Genomic DNA, 18,515 nt, shown 5'->3' on the forward strand with positions numbered 1-18,515 from the left:
GTGAAGCCGGTCAGGCGTACCGGTAGATCCCGCTCACGTCGTCCATCTGCTCCGGCGTCACACCCCACGGCGGCATGGGCTCGTGCCGGGCGAGGATCCGCCCGCGCTGCTCGTTGCCGGGGCCGGGCGGGCTCGCCGGCAGATAGCGGGCGCCCTTCTTCTTGTGTCGGCGCTGCCATCGGGACCACTGCAGGTCGACGAAGGCGTGGTGCAGCCAGAAGACGGGGTCGTTGACGGAGGCGCCGCCGAGCATGGCGCCGCCGACCCAGCGGTGGACGCGGTTGTGATTGCGCCAGGCGACCTTGTCCTTCCCGGTCCCCCACCCCTCCAGTTTGTTGCGGAACCCCTTGGTGCAGGTGGAGTCCCAGGGCGAGGTGTCGTAGACCGGTTCGGCGAGCGCCGACTCCAGCTCCTTCTTCGTCGGCAGGGCGATGGGGTTCGAGGCGCGTCCGAGGTCACGGGTGAGGAACCCGCCGTCGGTGATGCCCTGCCTGATGGGCCAGTAGCCCTGCGCGTAGGCGAACGGCCCAGTGACGACCTGGCGGTCGGGGCTGCGCCCGTTGCCGCCCAGAAGGTCGTCGGTCCAGGGCACGGCCGTCGTCGAACGGTCCCGCGTCCAGTCCCAGTACGGCACCGTCACCGACGGGTCGACCCGTTGCAACGCCCACTCCAGGTCCAGCAGGAAGCGGCGGTGCCAGGGCAGGAAGGAGGGGCCCATGTGGGCCGCCCGCAGGCCGTTCTCGCCGTCGGAGGTGTAGTACGCGATGTGCAGCCGCACGAACTCGTCGTACACACCCCGCCATTTGATCTCCAGCAGCGCGTTGACGAACCGCCGCCGCTCGTCGCGCGTCAACTTGCTGACGTCCTTACGCACGTACACCATGCTGCTCCCCCATGTGCGCGTATCCCTCGCCGAGCGGGCCGGGTGCCAGGTCGCGCAGCCGCTGGCCGGGGCCGAGTTCGTCGACCGCCGCCCGGGTCGCCGCCAGCGAGGTCCGGTACGAGCTGTAGTGGTCGACCATGGTCAGCCAGGTGCCGTCGGCGCGGCGCATCAGATGCAGCGGGTGGCCGTCCACGGTGACCTGCCAGGCACAGCCGTCGTCGCCGCAGCCGTCGGCGCGGAGCAGGGTTCCCCGGATGCGGCGCCCGCGGTAGATCTCGTCGAAGGCCGGCTCCTTGGTGTCCGCGGGGCTCACGGCGTCGTCCCCGCTCCGCCGCGGGCGCGAGGCCCCGACCAGAGGGGTGAGCGCCAGACCCACGGCGGAGGCGAGCAGCCCGCGCCTTATCACCCACCAGGTCCGCCGCTCGGACCCGCTTCCCGCCCGGCCCTCGGCATTCGGCTCCGCGACCGTCGGCGCCCCGTCAGCACTGATCACCATGCTTCACTCCCTGGGGACAGACTCGTATGACCGCAGCGTCAACTCCGGTCGCGCCGTACGGTCACGACCGATTCGGCCGTACGGACCTGTGTTCCCACTCGGGAGAGTCAGCCCGGGAGAGCCGGCCCGGGAGTCAGTTGGTCCAGAAGTCCCACCAACGCGTCAGGACCAGCATGCCCACGACGCCGATGTGCAGCAGCGGCAGCACCCAGGTGAACTCCGCGAAGAAGGACTTCACCGGAGTCGGCACGGGCAGGAAGCCGCCCCGTACGTTGAAGGAGGTGACGTACCAGAACAGCAGGATCGTCGCGACCCAGGCCAGACAGCACCACAGGCACAGCGCGTTGATCCGGTACAGCGACTCGTACTGCAGCCAGGACACGAACCCGATCCCGAACAGACAGCCCGCCTCGAAGACGAGCCAGTACCAGCCGGGGAACGTCGCCCCGGCCAGCACGCTCATCCCGACGCAGACCACGACGCCGTAGGCCACCAGGCCCAGCATCGGGTTGGGGAAGCCGAAGACCGAGGCCTGGGCGCTCTTCATCACGCTGCCGCAGGACACCACCGGGTTCAGGCTGCTTCCCGGGACGAAGCCGGGGTCCTTGAGCAGCTTGAACTCGTCGATGGTGATGACCCAGGAGGCCAGCAGCCCGGCCGCGCCCGTGATCACCAGCAGCAGGGCGTAGGCGGGGCCGCCCCCGGCCCTGCGCATCAGCCGCGCGGGCGCTGGGCCGGCAGGACGACGTGCGCGGCGGCGCTGAGGGTCTTTTCGGCGCCCACGAAGGCGGCCAGCGCGCCCGGCTCGATCGGTTGCCCCGGCCTGCCCTCGGGCCACGGACGGGTGGTGAACACCAGGTAGGCGTAGCCGCGTTCGTCGACCGCCGTCAGCCAGGCAGGCGGCGCGGTGCACTGGGCGCCCAGCTGCGGCATGCCGACGACAGCCTGATCCGCCTCGACATGCAGGGTGAGAGCCAGGTCGGCCCCGGTGGTGCCGTCGACGAGATCCGCGCCGACCGTCAGCCCGTTGCTCGCCAGCAGGCCCTCGACCGCGGCGGACGTCATCTCCGGGCCGCCCTCGGCATCCCCGAGGGAATAGGCCAGCAGATATGGCATGTCGGTGCCGTCGGGTGCCGCGCCGCTCCAGGGCAGCAAGACGAGCGTGCCGAGCTCGGCGACGCGGAAGGGGCTCGTTTCGCTTGAGGTCGAGGTCACGCCCCGCTCAACGAGCCCCGACCGGGGCGGAAACTCCGCGTCCGGAAGACATATGAGATCCCCGAAGGGTCCCGGACCGGAAAACTCCGTCGTCGGAACGGCCATGACGGCCGGTCCGACGGCGGAGTGCACGGTCCATGTCAGATCGTCACAAGGTCACCGCGGACTCACCGGAGGCTCACCCCACCGGCAGCGGCAGCGGCAGCGGCAGCGGCAGCGGCAGCGGCAGCGGCAGCGGCAGCGGCAGGGTGGGCAGGCCCGGCAGGTTGGCCGCGGGCAGCCCGCCGCCGAGCAGTGTCGCGGCGAGGAAGTTGACCAGGGCGGTCAGCACACCGGTGACCGCCGGGACGACCTGGCCCACGTCGCCGGAGGTGACGGCCGCGAGCAGGGCGTCGACCGCCTTCTGCAGGGCGGCGAGCGCATCGGCCTTGAGGTCCTTGGGCGCAGGCGTCTTGCTGTCACCCTGCTTCGCCGGCGAGGGCAGCTTGATCGGCGCGGCCGGCGAGACCACCGTGGAACCCGACGGCGCATTTCCGGCTCGGTCACGGCACCGGGGGTGAGTCCGGGCGTGGTCGGGGCCGCCGCGGTGATGTTGGCGATGGCGTTCTTCACGGCGGTGAATCTTGAGCCCACCGTGAAATCGCCTGTCGCCGTCTGCAACCGCTCGCACTCTCTCCGTCACCGCCCGGTTCCCGGGCAGGCAGCATCGTGCCTGGTGAGGCTGCCTGTTCTGACGCCCCGTCGGAGCCGGACGGTGACCCCGTCAGGGGGGAAAGGCCGTTGGGCCGACCGCTCAGCGGTAGACGCGGAGGTGGTGGGCGGCGAAGGTGACCGGCCCGTGGCCGGACGGGGCCGGGTGGTACTCCCCCGCGCACAGCGACAGGTTCAGGATCAGGTACGCCGACCAGTCGGCACCCACGCCGGTGCCGTCGCGGTAGACCCGCTCGCCGTCGACGTACCAGTCGACGGAGTCCTCGCCGCAGGAACTGCCGATGGTCACCCACCCGTCCGGGACGATCGCGTCGGCGTCGGTGTGGTAGGTGCAGGCGTCGTTGACGTGGTTGGACAGCTCCAGCAGGTTCGGGTTGTCCGGGTGGTACTCGAAGGTGTCGATCTCGTTCCCGCCGTCCTTCCAGGTCCACAGCGCCGGCCAGGCACCGGGCCGGGAGGGCAGTTTGACGCGCGCCTCGATGTAGTCGCCGGTCCTGACCTGGAAGCCCTCGGCGGAGTACTCGGTGGTGAGCAGCCCGGTGCGCCAGGCCTGCCGGCCGCCCCTGAGGATGTGGCCGGCCGGGGTGGCGGTGAAGGTGGCCACGCCGCCGGAGACGGTCACACAGCCCGGGTCGAGCCAGTCGAGCTTGTTGTCGTCCGGGTTGTGGTTGCCGTATCGGTAGGCGCTGGTTCTGTCGCCGACCCATTTGGCGCCCCAGGCGATCGGGGCGTTGAACTCCTCCGACCAGACGAGTGATTTGCCGGGGGCCGATCGGGTGGCACCGATGGCGAGGGCGGCGGATGCGGTCGGCGTGAACCTGGGGCTGTCGGCGGTCATGGCGGCGAGGGTAGGGCCGCACCGCACCGGCCCGGCCGAAGTACCGGCCGCCCGCCGGAATTCTCTTTCAGACAACCCGCTTGGCCGAATCCGGGCGCACCATACGATCAATTGATTCACCGACCATGCGAACTCCTCCGACGCGTCCGCACGCAAAGCATTGTTTCACCCCTCCGACTTTCACGCGTATGGCGTAACGCATCGCATTTGCATAGGGCATCGACTGCTATGTTCTCCAGCCGTCGGATCAGAGGTAACTTTCAACCGAGGTGATTCATGAAGAAGGCAGTTTTCACCACTGCGGCGTTGGCCATCGGCGCGAGTCTGGTAGGTGGCGCCGCCGCCGCTGCGTCGGCCGCGCCGGCGCCGGCACCGGCGCCCGCATCAGGTCTGCTCGGTGTCATGTCTCCGACCAAGGTGACCCCGGCGGTCGTGCCCGCGGCCGACGTCGTCACGCACCTGGCCCGCGACGGCAAGATCGCCAACGGCAGCGCGTTCGACCAGAAGCGCCCGGACGGCGGCTCCGGCGTTTACCTGGACGGCATGGACCCCAACTCCGCCAAGAAGCCCACGATCCCGGTGAAGAACCCGGCCGGCCGGGGTGACGTTCAGGTCCACCCGCTGCAGGCGCCGACCGCCGTCGGCCTCGGCAGCCTCCTGGGCAAGTGACACGACGGAAGCCGTAGGAGTCGGCCGCACCGACCCGCACCCGGTCTCGGCGCACCGAACACCGCGGAGACCCACGAAGCATCTCTCCGGCCCACCGGCCCTCCCTCTTCCGGTGGGCCGGACACGCGTCGGCCCTCGTTCCGTACGGGCCGATGCGGGCAGGCACGGCGGAATTTTCTCCGAGTTGCGGGCGGCCGCCGCCTTTCGGATTGTCGTTCATATGAGCCACAAGGATTCCACGCCCATTACAGATCGGCCTGCCGGGGCGCATCCCATTGCGCCATCCGATGGAATAATCCCTGTTTAGCCCCTCTTCCCGTGACTTATGCGCGCATATCAAGGTTTCCTGGTATGCAAGCGTGCGCAACCGTGAATTGAGGAAGGAACCGAGTTGCCCAGGAAGTTCGCGGTCATCACTGCCCTCACCCTCGGCGCTGTGGTCAGCAGTGTCGGCATTGCCTCGGCGAGTGACAACAACACCGAAATCAAGGGTGGCGGCGGCTTCTCGTCGTCCCCGGTCGTGGTGAACGCCCCGCAGCAGGGCGTTCTCATCGTCAACGGCACGGTCGTCGACGGCCGGTGCATCGCACCGTGGTCCAACGGAGCAGTCCTCGCCGGCGTCCTCGCGCCGAACTCGCACTACTCCGCGTGCAACACCGACAAGGTCGACCAGTCGCAGAACGCCGGTTACAAGGGCGGCCTGCTCTTCTGACCCCTTGCCCCGAGTAACTCGGAGCAGGTGCACCACCCCATTACAGCCCCGAAAGGCGCAACTCATGCGTAACAAGGTTACGGCCATCTCCGCCCTCGCCGCGGGCATCGTTCTCGCGGCGGCCGGCAGCGCCGCTGCCGACAACTGCACCACCGTCAAGGGTGGTGACGGCTTCTCGTCGTCCCCGGTCGTCGTGAACGCCCCCCAGCAGGGCGTCGCTGTCGTCAACGGCACGGTCGCCGACCTCCGTTGCGTCGCGCCGTGGTCCAACGGTGCCGTCCTCGGCGGTGTTCTCGCCACGAACTCGCACTACGCCGCGTGCAACACGGCGGACATCGACCAGTCGCAGAACGCCGGTTACAAGGGCGGCCTGCTCCTCTGACCTGCTCCGAGCAATTCGGAGCACGGAAATCCCCAACCGCCCCACCGAAAGGCGCATCACATGCGTAACAAGGTTACGGCCATTTCCGCCATCGCCGCGGGCATCGTTCTCGCGGCCGGCGGCGCCGCCGCGGCCGACGACAACAACACCACCGTCAATGGCGGTGGCGGCTTCTCGTCGTCCCCGGTCGTCGTCAACGCCCCCCAGCAGGGTGTCGCTGTCGTCAACGGCACGGTCGTCGACGGCCGTTGCATCGCCCCGTGGTCCAACGGTGCCGTTCTGGGTGTCATCCTCGCCCCGAACTCGCACTACGCCGCGTGCAACACCGACAAGGTCGACCAGTCGCAGAACGCCCCGACCGTGGGCGGCCTGCTCTTCTGAGTCACGCTTCTCTCCCGTTGGCGGCCCACCGGAACTCCGGTGGGCCGCCAACGGCATTTCCGCAGAGGGACGGGCCCCGAGGTCGTAAAAAGCCTCGGGGCCCGTCTGCGTCCCATGCAGACGGGCCCCGAGCTGAGGAGATGACCGACGAAAGCCGGCAGGAAGACCGCCGGTCGAGCAGAGCGCGCCAACAAGGAGGAAAGGCGCTCCGCCGCCTACGGAATTCCTGCCGGCGCGCCGTAATGCGAGCGACGCCGGGCTGTTCCAATGGGACCAACGGCATCGCGCCGCCGACGGTCACCCTGAATCGTTCGTTTGGCCCAGCGCACGTGGAGTGCGCTCCCCCTGCAGTGCATTGCGCTCCCCCCACATATGACGAAGGGCCGGCTCCCAGGAATGCGGAGCCGACCCGAATCGTCGAGTCATTGCCTACTTGCCGACGGGAAGGCCGCCGAGGAGCTGGCCGTCGACGGAGCCCGGCAGGGCGGACTTCGGCAGGGCGCCGCCGACGATCGGGGTCTTCACGACTCCCGTGTTCTTCACGCCGCCCTTCACGCTGTTGTTCACACTCTGCGCCATCTGCTCGACGTTGTTGCCCACGTAGCCCGCCGACACCTTGGCTGCCGTGGGGACACCGCCCGCGACCGTCTTTCCGCTGTCCACGAGGCCCTGCGCCGGCATGTCCGCCGCGATGGCGGGCACGGCGACGCCGGCGATGGCAAGGGAACCAGCGACGACGACGGCAGCCTTCAGAGTCTTCATGGTGTGCCTTTCTTTTGTAAGCCTGACTTCTCCCGGCCTAACGAGAGGGCGACCTCCTGGAAACCCTGTTGCCGCCAGTTCGGGGAACTCATACGAAAGGACCCGGGTCGATCAATGCTCCAAACGAGTGACTCAAGGTGACAAATAGCCCATGGAAACGCCACCATTCCGACACAGTTCACCGGTCCGCAGATAAATACGGCGGAGCAGCTAGAGTGGCTCACCTCGTGATTCCAGCGATGCCGCTTGAACAACGGACCTCACGCCCTCGAACGGGTGCGGGATCTTATATCAAGAACACGAGCCGCACGTCCTGGCCCCCGGCTCGCACTCTTTTGTTCGGAAGGGCAGCGTCGCTCATGCGTAATTCCCCATGCGTGCCGCACATTTTGCATGTCACCCAGCCCGTCGAGGGCGGTGTCGCGCGGGTCGTGACGGACCTGGTGGCGGCCCAACTCGCCGCGGGACTGCGGGTCACCGTCGCCTGTCCGCAGGACGGCATGCTGTCGGACGCGCTGCGCGCGCAGGGCTGCACGGTGCTGCGCTGGGACGCGACCCGCTCGCCGGGGCGTCGGCTTCCCGGCGAGGTACGGCAGTTGGCACGGATCGCACGCGACGTACAGCCGCACCTGGTGCACGCGCACAGTGCGAAGGCGGGACTCGCGGCCCGGCTCGCGGTACGCGGCCGTATCCCCACCGTCTTCCAGCCGCACGCCTGGTCGTTCGAGGCCGCGGACGGTGTCGTCGCACGCCTGGCACTGGGCTGGGAGCGGTTAGGGGCCCGGTGGGCGACGCGCATCGTGTGCGTGAGCGAGGCGGAGCGGCGTACCGGGGAGCGCTGCGGAATCAACGCCCTGTGGCGTGTCGTCCCCAACGGCGTCGACACGCTCAGGTTCCGGCCGGAGGGGCCGGAGGAGGACCACGGGTCCGGCACGGGCCCCCTCGTCGTGTGCGTCGGCCGGCTGTGCCGCCAGAAGGGGCAGGACGTGCTCCTCAGGGCCTGGCCCGAAGTGGAACGGCAGGTGCCCGGCGCACGGTTGGCGCTGGTCGGCGACGGCCCGGACGCGGAACGGCTGCGCTCAGGCGCGCCCGATTCGGTGCGGTTCACCGGCGCCGCGCCCGACGCCGCCCCCTGGTACCGGGCCGCCGACGTCATGGTCCTGCCGTCTCGCTGGGAAGGCATGGCGCTCGCTCCGCTGGAGGCCATGGCATGCGCCCGGCCGGTCGTGGTCACCGACGTGGACGGGGCGCGCGAGAGCCTGCCGCCGGAGCATCCGCCGTACTGCCTGGTGCCGCCGGAGGACTCCGACGCGCTGGCCCGGGCGCTGTCGGCGCTGTTGCGGGACGAGCAACTGCGCGCGGCGCTGGGCGCACAGGGTCGTAGGCACGTGCTCGCCGCTCACGATCTGCGGCACGCGGCGGACGCCGTGATCGACGTCTACCGCGAATTGCTCGGCGTCGTTGTCGCGCCGGTCGTCGTACTCAACCAGAGCAGGAAGTGCATCACCAGATGACTGCGGAAAGTACCGTTCCCCCTCCCGCGGGGCAGCAGCCGCGGGCGGCAGGGCGCGCTGTCTCCGTTCTCGCCCCTCGCCGCCCCGCAGCCGGACGCCGACTGCCCGCCGGACGGAGAGGCCGCCCTCCGCGGCGCGCCTCCCGGGTGCCCTTGCCCCTCGTCGACGCCGGCGCCACCGTGCTGGGCGCCCTGGTCGTGCCCCGGGCCGTCGCCTACCCGTTGGTCGTCGTTGTGCTGGCCCTCGGTGTGATGCTGCTGAACCGGCGCGCGGGCCTGTACGACGCCTCCGTCACGCGCGGCGCGCTGGACGAACTCCCCGCCGTCTGCGGCCGGATCGCCGTCGGCTGGGCGGCCGTGGCGGCGCTCTCCCCGCTGCGACCGCTGCCGCTGACCGTGCTGGTCACCGCGTTCGCCGTGCACTGTGCGGCGGGCTGCGCGGGTCGCGCGGCGGTGCACGGACACCGTGCGCGGCGGCGTCGGCCCAGTCCCGCGCTGGTGGTCGGGCCGGTCACGGCGGCCCGGCCGGTCGCGGCCGCGCTGCTGCGCCAACCCGGCTGCGGTGTGCGGCCGGTGGGCCTGGTCAGCGACTCCCTGGACGTGCTCACCGGTTCCGGTGACGGTCGCGGGTGTCCGGTGCTCACCACGGATCAGGAGACGCATCGGGCGGTCATCCAGAACGGTGTGGAGACGGTGCTGGTGGTGGGCGCCGCCACTCGGGTGGAGAAGGCCGCACTGCTGCGGGACCTCGCCGCGTACGGCTGCCTGGTGTGGGAGCTGGACACGGACCCGCCGTCGTACGGCTCCGGCGGGCTGCGTGAAGGAACCGGGCATCTGGCGGGCTACCCGCGCCGACTGCTGTCTCCGGGCGGCGGACGGCAGCGGGTCAGCGCGGGCAAGCGGGTGCTCGACATGGTGCTGTCCGGCTCGCTGCTGCTGCTGGCCTGCCCGGTGCTGCTGGTGTGCGCGGTCGTGCTGCGGGTCGTGGAAGGGCCCGGAGTGATGTTCCGGCAGGAGCGCATCGGCAAGGACGGGCGGCCGTTCACCCTGCTGAAGTTCCGCACCCACCGGCCCGCCAGCGCGCACGAGGCGGCGACCCGCTGGAGCGTGGCGAACGAGCACGAGATGAGCCGCTTCTGCCAGTTCCTGCGCCGCACCTCGCTGGACGAGCTGCCGCAGCTGTGGAACGTCTGCCGCGGCGACATGAGCCTGGTCGGTCCGCGACCCGAACGGCCCTACTTCGTGGCCGTGTTCAGCCAGACCCATCCGGGCTACCGGGAGCGTCACCGGATGCCTACCGGGATCACCGGGCTCGCCCAGGTCCACGGGCTGCGCGGCGACACCTCCATCGAGGACCGGTGCCGCTTCGACAACGCCTACATCGACAACTGGTCGCTGTGGCAGGACATCTGCATCCTGGTGCGTACGGCGGTGCTGTTCGTGCGCCCGACGGGGAGCTGAGCGCGGGTGAGCTCTCCCTCGGCGGCCTCCGTACCGCTCGTACCGCGGCCGGCGGCGCTGTCGGCCCTGCGCCGGGCGGCTCCCGTGCTGCCCGTCGTGGCGGTGATCGCCCTGCTGGGGCTGCCGGGCGCGCCGGACAGCGGTGCCTCGCCCGCCGACCTGGCCTGCGGGCTGGTCGTGCTCTGGGCCGCCGTGACCACCGTACGAGAGGCGCGGCGCCCGCTGACGCGGTCGGCGGCGGTCGTGCTCGGTCTGCCCGTGGTGGGCATCGCGGCCGCCGCGACCGGGGCGGTGACGCCCGGCGACGGGATCACCGGCCTTGCCCGCTACCTGCAGGTGTTCGTGCTGTTCCCGCTCGCGGTGGTGCTGCTGGTGCGCGACCGGCGCGACGCCCGGCTTGTGCTGTGGTCGCTGGCCGGCCTCGCGCTGTGGCAGGGGGCCGTCGGGGTGCACCAGTTCCTCACCGGAACCGGGGCCTCGTACCAGGGGGCGGACATCCGGGCGGTGGGCACGTTCGGGCCGTCCGACGTGATGGGGATGGCGAGCGTCGTCGCGTGCGGAGTGGTGGCCCTGACCGGTCTCGCCCTCGGGACGCGTGCGCGGCGCCGGCGGCTCGTGGCGGCCGGCTGTGCGCTGGCGCTGCTCGTGCCGCTCGCACTGTCCTTCAGCCGGGGTGCCTGGATCGCCACGGCCGTGGCCTGCGGGACGCAGCTGCTGCTGGCCGGGGTACGGCGGGCGGTGACGGTGTTCGCGGCGGCGGTCGCGGCCGCGGTGGTGCTGGTGGGCGGGCTCGGCGTGGGCGCCGCGGCGCTGCAGGAGCGGCTGACCAGCATCACCCAGGTCACCGACACCCCGGACCAGTCGGTCGTCGACCGCTACACGATGTGGGCGGCGGCCACCGACATGTGGCACGAGCATCCGGTGACGGGCGTCGGCCTGAAGGCCTTCCCCGCCTACCGGGACGCCCATGCCTCGCTCGCGCTGTCGTCGGGCAGCGACACCGGAGGAGCGGGCCAGGCCTACCGGCGCCAGCCGCTGCTCTCCCCGCACAACATGTACCTGCTGCTCCTCAGCGAGCAGGGCCTGCTGGGTCTGCTGACGGTGGCGGGCAGCTGGCTGGCGCTGCTGGTCTGCGCGCTGCGCGGGCTGCGGCGGGCGGGACGCGCCCGGGACTGCGCGCTCGCGGCCCTCGGTCTGCTGCTGTGGCAGCTCGTGAACTTCCTGTACTCCGACATCGGCGGACCCTCCACCACGCTGACGGCCGTCTGCTTCGGCCTCGTCGCCTGGTGGTCGCTGGCAGGCGGGGCGCCGACCGGCCCGGGCGCCGAATCGGGCACGTGGTGAGGCCCGGCCCCGCGAGGACGGCGGGCGCCACTCGCCACGCGACCGGCATCTACCGCGCCCGCCCGGCGAGTGCGGGGCGGCCGGCCACCCGGCCGGCGGGCAGCTCACCCTCGCGCCGCTTCATCGCCCGGGCGACGCTGCTCTCCGCCGCCCTGTCCATCGCCGGGGCGGTCCTCGGCCTCGGACGCGACCAGGCACTCGCCCACCTCTTCGGTGCCGGCGCGGAGACCGACGCGTTCCTGGTGGCCTGGACCGTGCCCGAACTCGCGGCGACCCTGCTGATCGAGGACGGCCTGGCGTTCGTGCTCGTGCCCGCGTTCAGCGCGGCGCTGGCCCGGCGGGCGCTCGGGAAGGACACTCCCGACCCGGTGCGCGCCCTGGTCGCCGCTTCGTTGCCACGGCTGTGCCTCGCCTTCGCCGCCACGGCCGCCGTCCTGGTGGCCGGGGCGCCGCTGCTGGTCTCCGCCCTCGCGCCCGGTCTGTCCGACCCGTCCCTGGCCGTCTCCTGCACACGGCTGACCGCGACCTGCGTACTGAGTTTCGGGCTGGCCGGGTACTGCAGCGCGGCGCTGCGCGCCCACCGCTCCTATCTCGCCCCCGGCGCGATCTACATCGCCTACAACGTCGCGATCATCGCCACGATGTTCGTCCTGGGTGAGCACTGGGGCGTGCGCTCGGCCGCGCTCGGGGTCGCCCTCGGCGGGTGCCTCATGGTCGCCGTACAGGCTCCGTCCCTGGGCCGGCGCATCGCCAGGCGGCCCGGCCGCAACGCCTTCGCCTACGACGGGGACGGCGGCCGCCCCCTTGCGCCCGCCCTCGTCTGCGCGGTCCTGCTGTTCGCCCTGTGCCGGCAGTCGCAGGTCCTCATCGAGCGCTACCTCGCCTCCACGCTGCCCGCCGGCGCCATCTCGCACCTCAACTACGCGCAGAAGATCGCCCAGTTGCCGATGTCGCTGTCCACGATGGTGTGCGTCGTCACCTTCCCGGTGGTGGCGCAGGCCGTCGCCGAGGGCGACACCCGGCGAGCCAGGGACCGGGTCGAGCGGGACGTGGCGCTGATGGCCGGCCTCGTGCTGCTCGGCGCCGCGGTGGTCGTCGCCGGAGCGCCGCAGATCGTCGAACTCCTCTTCCAGCGCGGGGCGTTCACGGCGCAGGACACCGCCGCCACCGCCGCCGTGATGCGGGTGTACGCGACCGGACTGCTCGGGCAGACCCTGGTCGGGGCGCTCGCACGGTCGTACTTCGCGGGTGGCCGTGCCACCTGGTTCCCGCTGGGGGCGATGGGCGTGGGCGCTCTCGCCACCGTCAGCATCGGCGCCCTGGCCGTCGGCCCCTGGGGGGCGTGCGGCATCGCCGCCGCCAACGCGGCCGGCATCACCGTCACCGCTCTGCTCCTGCTGCACGGCCTGGGGCCGGGCAGCGTACCCGTGCGCGTGCGCCGGGTGCTCGCCGAACTGGCCCGACCGGTGTGCGCGGCCGTGTGCGCCACCGCAGCCGGGCTCCTGTGTGCGGGGCTGTTCGCCTCGCCCGCGGCCTCCGTGGCCGCCTGCTGCACCGGCGTGACCGTCGTCTTCCTGCTCCTGGCCTGGATCCTCGACGCAGCGAACGCCCGGTCCCTCGTGCTTCCCGCCGTGCAGTTCCTCCGCCACTCCGTCACACGAAAGCTGGGCCATGGTCGCTGACGTCTCCGCTGCATCGCGTACGGCCGAACCCGTCCCCGGACCGCCCGCGCGAAGACTCGCGGCGCGGGGGCCGGCCGCCTGGGTCGCCATGTACCACTCCGTCTCGGACTGCCCTGACGACCCCTACAACGTCACCGTCACTCCCGCACGTCTCGACCGGCAGTTCGCCTGGATGTCCGCGCGCGGCCTGCGCGGGGTGAGCATGCGGGAGCTGCTCACGGCCCGCGCCCGCGGCGCGGAGCGCGGCCTGGTGGGGCTCACCTTCGACGACGGGTACGCCGACTTCGCGAGCACCGCGCTGCCCGTGCTGCACCGCTGGGGATTCACCTCGACCGTGTTCGTGCTGCCGGGGCGCCTCGGCGGCGACAACGGCTGGGAGCCGCAGGGGCCGCGCAAGCCGCTGCTCGACGTGGACGGCATCCGCCGGGTCCTGGCCGCGGGCATGGAGGTCGCCTCGCACGGACTGACCCATGTCGATCTGACCAAGGCCACCGACCAGGAGCTGCACACCGAGGTCGACGACAGCCGTCACCGTCTCGCCGGGATCACCGGCGGCGACATCGAGGGCTTCTGCTACCCGTACGGGTACATCGACGAGCGCGCCGCCGCCGCAGTGCGCTCCGCCGGTTACCGCTACGCCTGCTCGATCTGGCCCGGCCCGGCCGGCTGCGGCGACTTCGCGCTGCCCCGCATCCACGTCGGGCAGAGCGACACCGCGCCCCGCTTCGAGCTGAAGAGACGTCTGGCCCGGGTCTACGGCCGCGCTGTGGGGGCCGCGTGAGGGCCCTGCACGTCATCACCGGCCTCGGCGTCGGTGGAGCGGAACAGCAGCTGCGCCTGTTGCTGCGTCACCTTCCCGCGCAGTGCGACGTGGTGGCCCTGACCAACCCCGGCCCGGTCGCCGCGGGCCTGACCGCCGACGGCGTCCGGGTCACCCACCTCGGGATGGGCGGCAACCGCGACCTGGGCGCGCTGCCCCGGCTGACCGGGCTGATCCGCGCCGGCGGCTACGACGTCGTACACACCCATCTGTACCGGGCCTGTCTCTACGGCCGGATCGCCGCGCGGCTCGCGGGCGTGCGGGCGGTCGTGGCCACCGAGCACTCGATCGGTGAGACCCGGCTGGAGGGGCGGCCGCTGACCGCGGGCGTCCGCGCGCTGTACCTGGCCGGCGAGCGCCTCGGCCGCGCCACCGTCGCCGTCTCACCGGCGGTGGCCGAGCGGCTGCGGCACTGGGGTGTCCCCGGGCCACGCATCCGCGTCATCCCGAACGGCATCGACGCGCACCGTTTCCGCTTCGACGAGGTGGGCCGCAAGGAGGCCCGGAACCACTACGGGCTGCCGGAGGACGCGTACGTCGTCGGCGGGGTGGGCCGTCTCGCCCCGGGCAAGCGGTTCGACCTGCTGCTGCGCGCGCTGTCCCGGCTGCCCGGCGACGTACGGCTGCTGCTGGTCGGTGGCGGGCCCGAGGAGGCGGCGCTGCGGCAGACCGCCCGCGGGCTGGGGATCGCGGACCGGGTGGTGCTGACGGGCGAGCGGCCGTATCTCCCGGAGGCCGTCGACGCCGCACCCGGCCTGGTCGACCTGCTGTCCGCGATGGACGTGCTCGTCTCACCGTCGGCGGAGGAGGCCTTCGGGCTGGCCGTGGTGGAGGCGCTGGCGGCCGGGCTGCCCGTGCTGTACGCGAGCTGCCCCGCCGTCGAGGACCTGCCGCCGGACGCGGCACCCGGCGCCCTGCGTGTCACCGGCGGCGCCGGGGCGTACGTACGGGAGCTGCTGCGGCTGCGGGCGGTGGGACCGGGTGAGCGGACCGCCCCGGAAGCCGTGCGCCGCTACGACATCGCGTGCAGCGCCCGGCAGTTGATGGATGTGTACACGGCCGCTGTGACCGGCTCGACCCTGGAAGTGAGTTCTCCATGACCGACACCCCCACTCGGCGTGACCGGCAGTCAGGCCGTTCGCGCCCACGCGCGAGGCGGCTGCCCTCCTGGTGGCTGCTGCCGGCCGGCGCGCTGCTCGGTGCCGTGGCCGGCGGCGCGTACGGAGTGGCGAAGCCGCCGCAGTACACGGCGACCAGCTCCGTCGTCGCCGTGGCGGCCGGCCGGTCCGACGTCGACTGCGCCGACGCGCTCGGCTTCGCGCAGGCGTACGGGAGGGTGGCCCCGCAGCTCGCGGTGCTCGGGGACGCGCAGGTGACGGCGGGTGTGCCGGTCGCGCAGCTGCGTGACAGCGTGCAGGTCGCGACCTCGCCGGACGCGCCGATGGTCGCGGTCTCGGCGACCTCGTCGAACCCTGCCCAGGCCGTCGAGATCGCCAACGCCGTGTCCGGCGCGCTGGTCACCCAGGCGGATCACACCAAGGCCGGCACGGGCATCCGGCTGGAGCGTCTGTCCCGGGCTCTGCGGCCCACCGAGCCGTCGTCCCCGTCGTGGAAGCTGACCTCGCTCGTGGGCGCGAGTGCCGGCGGGCTGCTGGGCGGCCTCGCGCTGCTGGCACGTCCGCGGCGGGCGAGGCAGGACGACGACGGGCCCGGCCAGGCGACGGTGCCCGCCCCGACCCACGCCGTCGACGCCCACGGGGCGCTCGGATGACCGCGCCCGGCCGTGCCCTGGCGGTGGAGCTGTGCACCGACGAGCGGACCTTCGCCGCGCTGGCCGAGGAGTGGGGACGGCTGCACGCGTCCTGCCCGTCGGCGACACCGTTCCAGACCCATGCCTGGCTGCACTCGTGGTGGCTGTCGTACGGCACGCCCGACGGGCTGCGGCTCTTCCTGGTGCGCCGGGGCGGTGAACTGGTGGGCGCCGCACCGCTGATGCGCGTGCGGCGCCCACTGCCCAAGCTGGTGCCGATCGGCGGCGCCATCTCCGACTTCCGTGACGTGCTCCTCGACGCGGAGGTGACCGAGGAGGGCAGCCTGGTCCTGGCGGACGCGCTGTACGACGCGGCCCGTACCGCTCTGATCGACTTCCGGGACGTCCGGCCGGGCAGCGCCGTGGAACAGATCTACCGGCACTGGCAGGGCCCGCGCTGCCGGCTGCGCGACTCGACCTGCCTGGAGCTGCCCGCGCTGCCCATGACCGAGCTGGTCAAACGGCTGCCGACGGCGCGCGCCCAGCGGGTGCGCAACAAGGTCAACAGGCTGGGCCGACTCGGTGTCGAGTGGCGTGTCGTGAACCACGACGAGACCGAGACGGCGCTGCGTCGGATGCTTGAGCTGCACCAACTGCAGTGGCAGGACAAGAAGGTGACGCCCGAACACATCCGGCCGCGGTTTCTGGAGCACCTGGTCCGGTCGGTGGGCCCGATGGCCCGCTCCGGACAGGCCGCGGTGACGGAGTTCCTGTACGAGGGCACGGTGGTCGCGGTCAATCTGCTGCTGCTGTCGGGAGGGCTGACGGGCGAGTACCTGTACGGCTTCCACCCGCGGCTGCGGGAGAGCAAGCTGGACGTGGCGACGATGCTGCTGCGGGCGTCCAGCGAGGTCGCGTCCGGTCGTGAGGGCGGGATCCTGAGCCTGCTGCGCGGCGACGAGCCGTACAAGTACCGCTGGTGCCCCGAGACGGTCCACAACCAGCGTTTCCTGCTGGCCGGTCGACGCACGGTGCCGCTCCTTGCGGCCAGCGCCTGCCACTCCGGGGCCCGGCACGGGGCCAAGAAGGTCCTGCGCAGGAAGGCCGCGGCACAGGACCACGGGTAGCGGTCCGGCGGTCCCCTCAGTGCGCGCAGCCGGCGCGTCGACCCTCCGCCGGTTGCGCCGCCCCGTTCGCCGCGCCGGCCGGCGTGCACTCGGGCGGCCGGGCGGGCGTGGCCGGTTGCGCCGGCGGCAGTGGCACGGGCGGCGGCACCGGTGTCGGCAACGGCACGGCGGGCGGCGTGGGCGCGGCCGGGATCGGCATCGGGACCGGAATCGACGGTTCCGGTGTCGGCGGCGGCGCGGGGGCGCTGGACAGCACCTCGCGGTACAGGGCCGAGGAGCGGGGGTTGGTGGCGCACTGCCACACCCCGTGCGGGCAGTAGTCGGTGATCGTGTTGTACAGCGGCTTGTGCTCCTCCATCCAGGCGAGCATGCGCAGCATGTACGTGGGGTTGTCGCCGTTGCGGAACAGACCCCACTCGGGATACGAGATCGGCTTGCCGTGGGCCTGCGCGAAGTCGACGTGGAACTGCAGTCCGTAGGGCTCGGACACCTCCCCGTCGAACGACATTCCGTGCGGCTGGTCGTAGGAGTCCATGCCGACGATGTCGACCACGTCGTCGCCGGGATAGCACTCCGGCCACGGAATCGCGTCCGCGCCCCTGTTCGGGGCGAAGTCGAACTGGAACTTCTGGCCGGGGACCGAGCGCATGACGGTGACGATGCGCCTCCAGTACTCCTTCCAGTCCTCCGGGTCGGGGGCGCAGCGGTGGGTGTACGTGCTGCCGTTCATCTCCCAGCCGAGCACGAGGACCGTGTCCGTCGCGCCCAGGTCGACCAGTCGCTGCGCCAGCACCCGGAAGTGCTCGTCGAACGCGCCTGCCGCGGCGTGCCGCAGGAGCCTTCTGACGGCCGTGTCGGAGACCTCCGCCTCGTTGTGCTCCATCAGCGGGACGTTGAGCACGAACATCCGGTCCTTCTCGGCCCGCCGCCACTCGGCCCAGCTGTCGAGGAAGCCGTTCCCGCCCTCGATGTTGCTCCACACGTCCCCCGGCAGATACGTGTGCCCGACGCGCAGTTCGGTGCCGTCCAGCCAGCCGCTGAACCTCTTCAGGAGCGCGAGGCCTTCGGGTTCGGAGTCGAGGAAGGCACCGAAGGCGTCCCGCTGTCCGTCCGCTCCCGCGGGGGGCCCGCCCTCCGGGGGCGAGGGGGTGGGGCCGGGTGCGGTGGGCACCACGAGCGGGGGGCGCGGCGGGTCGGGATGCCGTGCGTCGTCGACCGGGGAGGGGGTCGGCGCACAGGCGAGCAGGGCCGCCGAGAGGAGTCCCGCAGTCACGAGCGCCAGTCGCACGAGGGCGGAACGGCGGCGATGAGGGGCCACTCGTCCTCCTTCGCCGCAGCTCCACTAAGTGACATATAGTCATATATCACTCAAATCTAACATTCCGGACAGGCAGCTCGCCGTCGTACAGCGCCTCTATCTCCTTCGAGTACGCCGTCGTCACCGCGTGCCGCTTGATTTTCAACGACGGAGTGAGCAGTCCGTTGTCCTCTGGCACCTTCTCGGCCTTGAAGGCGCGGATCGACTCGGCCCGGGAGACGGCCTCGTCGGCGTGGTCCACGGCCCGCTGGACGTCTTCGCACATCCGGGGGTCCCGTACGACCTCTGACATGGGAGTGTCGGCCGGCAGCCCGCGGACCGTCAGCCAGTGGGCGACGGCCTCCGGTTCGAGGGTGATCAGGGCGCCGACGAAGGGGCGGTTGCCGCCGACGAACTTACTCACAGGTAAGGAAAGGTCAATGGGGCCGGCGATGTCGGGACTGGTGTTCTA

20 protein-coding genes and 1 pseudogene are annotated in these 18,515 nt (G+C 71.8%); 12 read left to right on the forward strand and 9 right to left on the reverse strand.

Going from position 1 to position 18,515, the window contains the following annotated elements; translation table 11 throughout:
* Nucleotides 1-10 precede the first annotated feature (10 nt).
* The 6 genes from OG870_RS16645 to OG870_RS16670 all read right to left on the reverse strand — a co-directional run bounded on the left by OG870_RS16645 (nucleotide 11) and on the right by OG870_RS16670 (nucleotide 4,143).
* Nucleotides 11-883, reverse strand: a complete 873-nt coding sequence (locus OG870_RS16645; protein ID WP_266514715.1) for a tyrosinase family protein — start codon at nucleotides 881-883, stop codon at nucleotides 11-13.
* Nucleotides 867-1,379 carry a tyrosinase family oxidase copper chaperone gene (locus OG870_RS16650; protein ID WP_266514718.1) on the reverse strand — a complete coding sequence of 171 codons (513 nt, stop codon included), beginning with the start codon at nucleotides 1,377-1,379 and terminating at the stop codon, nucleotides 867-869. Before OG870_RS16650 ends, OG870_RS16645 begins: the two co-directional genes overlap by 17 nt.
* A gap of 133 nt (nucleotides 1,380-1,512) precedes the next feature.
* Entirely contained in the window at nucleotides 1,513-2,094 is a 582-nt protein-coding gene (locus OG870_RS16655) for a vitamin K epoxide reductase family protein (RefSeq protein ID WP_327691049.1), read from the reverse strand.
* Entirely contained in the window at nucleotides 2,094-2,594 is a 501-nt protein-coding gene (locus tag OG870_RS16660) for a DUF5949 family protein (RefSeq protein ID WP_327691050.1), read from the reverse strand. The genes OG870_RS16655 and OG870_RS16660 overlap by 1 nt, the downstream gene beginning before the upstream one ends.
* A gap of 178 nt (nucleotides 2,595-2,772) precedes the next feature.
* The gene (locus OG870_RS16665) at nucleotides 2,773-3,105 is read right to left on the reverse strand and encodes a hypothetical protein (RefSeq protein ID WP_327691051.1); all 333 of its coding nucleotides are present in this window, start codon (nucleotides 3,103-3,105) and stop codon (nucleotides 2,773-2,775) included.
* A gap of 282 nt (nucleotides 3,106-3,387) precedes the next feature.
* Nucleotides 3,388-4,143, reverse strand: coding sequence for a glycoside hydrolase family 16 protein (locus tag OG870_RS16670; RefSeq protein ID WP_266584435.1), 756 nt, complete (start codon nucleotides 4,141-4,143; stop codon nucleotides 3,388-3,390).
* A gap of 276 nt (nucleotides 4,144-4,419) precedes the next feature.
* Here OG870_RS16670 and OG870_RS16675 point away from each other — a divergent pair, with 276 nt between their 5' ends.
* From OG870_RS16675 to OG870_RS16690, 4 genes are all read left to right on the forward strand, one after another.
* Complete coding sequence (locus OG870_RS16675; protein WP_266514733.1) at nucleotides 4,420-4,812, forward strand: hypothetical protein; 393 nt, start codon at nucleotides 4,420-4,422, stop codon at nucleotides 4,810-4,812.
* Between the two features lie 391 nt (nucleotides 4,813-5,203).
* Nucleotides 5,204-5,524, forward strand: coding sequence for a hypothetical protein (locus OG870_RS16680; protein WP_266514736.1), 321 nt, complete (start codon nucleotides 5,204-5,206; stop codon nucleotides 5,522-5,524).
* 64 nt (nucleotides 5,525-5,588) lie between these two features.
* Complete coding sequence (locus OG870_RS16685) at nucleotides 5,589-5,906, forward strand: hypothetical protein (protein WP_266514739.1); 318 nt, start codon at nucleotides 5,589-5,591, stop codon at nucleotides 5,904-5,906.
* A 60-nt stretch (nucleotides 5,907-5,966) separates the two neighbouring features.
* Nucleotides 5,967-6,287, forward strand: a complete 321-nt coding sequence (locus OG870_RS16690; protein WP_266514742.1) for a hypothetical protein — start codon at nucleotides 5,967-5,969, stop codon at nucleotides 6,285-6,287.
* Between the two features lie 429 nt (nucleotides 6,288-6,716).
* Here the strand turns inward: OG870_RS16690 and OG870_RS16695 are convergent, their stop codons facing one another.
* Complete coding sequence (locus tag OG870_RS16695; protein ID WP_266584433.1) at nucleotides 6,717-7,049, reverse strand: hypothetical protein; 333 nt, start codon at nucleotides 7,047-7,049, stop codon at nucleotides 6,717-6,719.
* Nucleotides 7,050-7,408: 359 nt separating this feature from the next.
* Between OG870_RS16695 and OG870_RS16700 the strand changes: the two genes are divergently transcribed.
* From OG870_RS16700 to OG870_RS16735, 8 genes are read left to right on the forward strand one after another with little or no spacing between them, the layout of a single operon-like run.
* The gene (locus OG870_RS16700) at nucleotides 7,409-8,563 is read left to right on the forward strand and encodes a glycosyltransferase family 4 protein (protein ID WP_327666926.1); all 1,155 of its coding nucleotides are present in this window, start codon (nucleotides 7,409-7,411) and stop codon (nucleotides 8,561-8,563) included.
* Nucleotides 8,560-10,023 (forward strand): exopolysaccharide biosynthesis polyprenyl glycosylphosphotransferase, encoded by a 1,464-nt coding sequence (locus OG870_RS16705; protein ID WP_266584429.1) that lies wholly within the window; start codon nucleotides 8,560-8,562, stop codon nucleotides 10,021-10,023. The genes OG870_RS16700 and OG870_RS16705 overlap by 4 nt, the downstream gene beginning before the upstream one ends.
* A 6-nt stretch (nucleotides 10,024-10,029) precedes the next feature.
* Nucleotides 10,030-11,367 carry an O-antigen ligase family protein gene (locus OG870_RS16710; protein ID WP_266584427.1) on the forward strand — a complete coding sequence of 446 codons (1,338 nt, stop codon included), beginning with the start codon at nucleotides 10,030-10,032 and terminating at the stop codon, nucleotides 11,365-11,367.
* Entirely contained in the window at nucleotides 11,364-13,049 is a 1,686-nt protein-coding gene (gene murJ, locus OG870_RS16715; protein ID WP_266588415.1) for a murein biosynthesis integral membrane protein MurJ, read from the forward strand. The genes OG870_RS16710 and murJ overlap by 4 nt, the downstream gene beginning before the upstream one ends.
* A complete protein-coding gene (locus OG870_RS16720; protein WP_266584425.1) occupies nucleotides 13,039-13,830 on the forward strand; it encodes a polysaccharide deacetylase family protein in 792 nt (263 codons plus the stop codon). The genes murJ and OG870_RS16720 overlap by 11 nt, the downstream gene beginning before the upstream one ends.
* The gene (locus tag OG870_RS16725; RefSeq protein WP_266840308.1) at nucleotides 13,827-14,969 is read left to right on the forward strand and encodes a glycosyltransferase; all 1,143 of its coding nucleotides are present in this window, start codon (nucleotides 13,827-13,829) and stop codon (nucleotides 14,967-14,969) included. The genes OG870_RS16720 and OG870_RS16725 overlap by 4 nt, the downstream gene beginning before the upstream one ends.
* Nucleotides 14,966-15,640 carry a lipopolysaccharide biosynthesis protein gene (locus OG870_RS16730; RefSeq protein ID WP_266514766.1) on the forward strand — a complete coding sequence of 225 codons (675 nt, stop codon included), beginning with the start codon at nucleotides 14,966-14,968 and terminating at the stop codon, nucleotides 15,638-15,640. The genes OG870_RS16725 and OG870_RS16730 overlap by 4 nt, the downstream gene beginning before the upstream one ends.
* Nucleotides 15,637-16,746, forward strand: coding sequence for a GNAT family N-acetyltransferase (locus OG870_RS16735; RefSeq protein WP_266840307.1), 1,110 nt, complete (start codon nucleotides 15,637-15,639; stop codon nucleotides 16,744-16,746). Before OG870_RS16730 ends, OG870_RS16735 begins: the two co-directional genes overlap by 4 nt.
* 16 nt (nucleotides 16,747-16,762) lie before the next feature.
* Here the strand turns inward: OG870_RS16735 and OG870_RS16740 are convergent, their stop codons facing one another.
* Together OG870_RS16740 and OG870_RS16745 are read right to left on the reverse strand one after the other, a co-directional pair.
* Nucleotides 16,763-18,064: a glycoside hydrolase family 26 protein gene (locus OG870_RS16740; RefSeq protein WP_266840305.1), complete on the reverse strand. Its 1,302-nt coding sequence runs from the start codon at nucleotides 18,062-18,064 to the stop codon at nucleotides 16,763-16,765.
* 46 nt (nucleotides 18,065-18,110) lie between these two features.
* Nucleotides 18,111-18,455 (reverse strand): annotated as a pseudogene (locus tag OG870_RS16745) (long-chain fatty acid--CoA ligase); the annotation flags it as partial.
* Nucleotides 18,456-18,515 lie beyond the last annotated feature (60 nt).

Source organism: Streptomyces sp. NBC_00461 (genome assembly GCF_036013935.1).
GTDB lineage: Bacteria > Actinomycetota > Actinomycetes > Streptomycetales > Streptomycetaceae > Streptomyces.

Coding starts and splice junctions, on each gene's coding strand:
- OG870_RS16645 (WP_266514715.1), bottom strand. CDS start 883: ATGGTGTACGTGCGTAAGGACGTCAGCAAGTTGACGCGCGACGAGCGG.
- OG870_RS16650 (WP_266514718.1), bottom strand. CDS start 1,379: ATGGTGATCAGTGCTGACGGGGCGCCGACGGTCGCGGAGCCGAATGCC.
- OG870_RS16655 (WP_327691049.1), bottom strand. CDS start 2,094: ATGCGCAGGGCCGGGGGCGGCCCCGCCTACGCCCTGCTGCTGGTGATC.
- OG870_RS16670 (WP_266584435.1), bottom strand. CDS start 4,143: ATGACCGCCGACAGCCCCAGGTTCACGCCGACCGCATCCGCCGCCCTC.
- OG870_RS16675 (WP_266514733.1), top strand. CDS start 4,420: ATGAAGAAGGCAGTTTTCACCACTGCGGCGTTGGCCATCGGCGCGAGT.
- OG870_RS16685 (WP_266514739.1), top strand. CDS start 5,589: ATGCGTAACAAGGTTACGGCCATCTCCGCCCTCGCCGCGGGCATCGTT.
- OG870_RS16690 (WP_266514742.1), top strand. CDS start 5,967: ATGCGTAACAAGGTTACGGCCATTTCCGCCATCGCCGCGGGCATCGTT.
- OG870_RS16695 (WP_266584433.1), bottom strand. CDS start 7,049: ATGAAGACTCTGAAGGCTGCCGTCGTCGTCGCTGGTTCCCTTGCCATC.
- OG870_RS16700 (WP_327666926.1), top strand. CDS start 7,409: ATGCGTAATTCCCCATGCGTGCCGCACATTTTGCATGTCACCCAGCCC.
- OG870_RS16705 (WP_266584429.1), top strand. CDS start 8,560: ATGACTGCGGAAAGTACCGTTCCCCCTCCCGCGGGGCAGCAGCCGCGG.
- OG870_RS16720 (WP_266584425.1), top strand. CDS start 13,039: ATGGTCGCTGACGTCTCCGCTGCATCGCGTACGGCCGAACCCGTCCCC.
- OG870_RS16730 (WP_266514766.1), top strand. CDS start 14,966: ATGACCGACACCCCCACTCGGCGTGACCGGCAGTCAGGCCGTTCGCGC.
- OG870_RS16735 (WP_266840307.1), top strand. CDS start 15,637: ATGACCGCGCCCGGCCGTGCCCTGGCGGTGGAGCTGTGCACCGACGAG.